At 73.1% G+C, this 2736-nt stretch carries 2 protein-coding genes; both read left to right on the top strand.

Going from position 1 to position 2736, the window contains the following annotated elements; translation table 11 throughout:
* Positions 1 to 528: 528 nt before the first annotated feature.
* A complete protein-coding gene (locus tag ACFV0G_RS38000; protein ID WP_380558006.1) occupies positions 529 to 978 on the top strand; it encodes a PTS glucose transporter subunit IIA in 450 nt (149 codons plus the stop codon).
* A 35-nt stretch (positions 979 to 1013) separates the two neighbouring features.
* On the top strand, positions 1014 to 2684 hold the full coding sequence (gene ptsP / locus ACFV0G_RS37995) for a phosphoenolpyruvate--protein phosphotransferase (RefSeq protein ID WP_380558003.1): 1671 nt from the start codon (positions 1014 to 1016) through the stop codon (positions 2682 to 2684).
* Positions 2685 to 2736: the final 52 nt, after the last annotated feature.

Here is a 2736-nt window from a genome sequence, read left to right as displayed (position 1 = left end):
CGCTGTTGAGTTCTCAAGGAACGGACACTTCCTTCGGACCGCCTTCCAGCGGACCCTCCGGGCGTTTCGCTCTTTCGTGTCTCCAGCTTATCAGACCGTTTCCCACTCTTTAACCAGAGCTTTACGTGTCTGACTTCCGGAGTTAACCATCGCGCTGTGGCGACTCGGACAACCATAGCCGCTCCCCCGCCGAGCGCCTAATCGAGCCGCGCCGGTGTCACCCGGACGGCGGAGGGGTGCCTGCGGCCGGCCGGAGCCACCTCCTCGTCGGACGTCGGATCGATGCCGTAGAGTGCGGCGCATCGCGCAAGAGGACTAGACCACTTGGAGAGCGGCGGGCCTGCTGGAGCAGGGTCGACGAGCTGTGCCCGGTGGTCGGAGGTGGCGGGAACGGGCAGTGCGCCCGGTCGGCGCACCGCATCCTTACGTCATGATATGTCCGAAGTTGACATGATTTAGGCTCAGCTGATGTAGACGCCGCTGTCCGGCGGCCGCACGTGCTGTACTCCGCACCTGGGAGGCTCCACCATGACCACTGTGACGTCGCCGCTCGCCGGACGGGCCGTCGGGCTCGCCGCCGTGCCGGACCCGGTCTTCTCCGGTGCGATGGTCGGGCCGGGCACGGCCATCGACCCCGTCCGTGAGCCCACCGAGGCGGTCGCGCCCGTGGACGGGCTCGTGGTCTCCATGCACCCCCACGCGTTCGTCGTGATGGATGCGGACGGGCACGGCGTTCTCACCCACCTCGGTATCGACACCGTCCAGCTCAACGGCCAGGGCTTCGAGCTGCTGGTGAGCAAGGGCGACCAGGTCAAGCGGGGCCAGCCGGTGATCCGCTGGAACCCGGCCGAGGTCGAGGCGGCCGGCAAGTCGCCGATCTCCCCCATCGTCGCGCTCGAGGCGCCGGCCGAGGCCCTGAGCGAGGTCGCCGAGACCGGCGACGTCTCCCTCGGCGGCGACCTCTTCACCTGGAACTGACAGCCCGAACCTTCCGGGTGAAAGGAATCTCTGACGTGGAACCGATGCTGCGCGGCGTAGGGGTCAGCCATGGGGTCGCCATCGGCCCGGTGCGCCACATGGGAACGGCGGAGCTGGAGCCGCCCGCGACCCAGGTGCCGAGCGAGGACGCACCGCGCGAGCAGGCGCGGGCACAGGCCGCGGTGGACGCGGTGGCCGCCGACCTCATCGCCCGCGGCAACCTGGCCGGCGGTGAGGCCCAGGCCGTCCTCGAGGCGCAGGCCCTCATGGCGCAGGACCCCGAGCTGATGGCGGACGTCAGCCGCCGGATCGCCGTCGGCAGCAGCGCCGAGCGGGGCATCTACGACGCCTTCGCCGCGTACCGGGCGCTGCTCGCCGCGGCCGGCGACTACCTGGCCGGGCGGGTGGCCGACCTGGACGACGTGCGCAACCGCATCGTGGCGCGGCTGCTCGGCGTGCCGATGCCGGGCGTTCCGGACAGCGACGAGCCGTACGTGCTGTTCGCGCACGACCTCGCGCCGGCGGACACCGCGCTGCTCGACCCGGCGCTGGTGCTCGGCTTCGTGACCGAGGAGGGCGGGCCTACCAGCCACAGCGCGATCCTGGCGCGGGCGCTGGGCGTGCCGGCCGTCGTCGCGCTGCCCGGGGCGACCGGGGTTGCGGAGGGCTTGGTGGTGGCGGTCGACGGCAGCAGCGGCGAGGTGCTGGTCGGGCCGTCGGAGGAGAAGCAGGCGGAGCTGCGGGCGCTGGCCGCCGAGCGGAAGGCCGCGCTGGCGGCGTCCACCGGGCCGGGGATGACCTCGGACGGGCACCGGATCCCGCTGCTGGCCAACGTCGGCGGCCCGGCCGACCTGCCGGCGGCGCTGGAGGCGGGCGCCGAGGGGATCGGCCTGTTCCGGACCGAGTTCCTCTTCCTCGACGACTCGGCAAAGGCGCCGACCGAGGAGAAGCAGGTCGCGGCCTACCGCCAGGTGCTGGAGGCCTTCCCGGAGAGCCGGGTCGTCGTGCGGGTGCTGGATGCCGGGGCGGACAAGCCGCTGGACTTCCTGACCCCGGCCGACGAGCCCAACCCGGCGCTCGGGGTGCGGGGCCTGCGGACGCTGCTGGACCACCCGGACGTGCTGTCCGGGCAGCTGCGGGCGCTGGCCGCGGCGGCCCAGGGGCTCCCGGTGCACCTGGAGGTCATGGCGCCGATGGTGGCGGACCGGCAGGACGCGAAGGCGTTCGCCGAGGCCTGCCGCGAGGCCGGGCTGCAGGCCAAGTTCGGTGCGATGGTGGAGATCCCGTCGGCCGCGCTGCGCGCCCGGTCGATCCTCCAGGAGGTCGAGTTCCTCTCGCTGGGGACCAACGACCTCGCGCAGTACACGTTCGCGGCCGACCGGCAGGTCGGGGCACTGGCGCGGCTGCAGGACCCGTGGCAGCCGGCGCTGCTCGACCTCGTCGCCGTGGCGGCCGAGGCCGCGCAGGCGGTCGGCAAGAGCTGCGGCGTCTGCGGCGAGGCCGCTTCCGACCCGCTGCTGGCGTGTGTGCTGACCGGGCTCGGGGTGACCAGCCTGTCGATGGGTGCGGCGTCCATTCCTTATGTGCGCGCCGCGCTCGCCAAGTCCACGTTGGCGCAGTGCCGGCGTGCGGCCGCGGCGGCGAGGGCGGCCGACAACGCCGCCGACGCGCGGGCCGCGGCGCACCAGGTGCTGTCCGGCGAGTAGGCGCCCCCGGCACGGGCCGGGGCGCCGGGGGGCGGTCACCCCGGTGTCCTGA

Origin of the sequence: Kitasatospora sp. NPDC059571 (genome assembly GCF_042735675.1) — a bacterium.
Taxonomy (GTDB): Bacteria; Actinomycetota; Actinomycetes; order Streptomycetales; family Streptomycetaceae; genus Kitasatospora.
The sequence above is the reverse complement of the archived record's forward strand: the minus strand, read 5'-3'. Positions and strand labels throughout refer to the sequence as shown.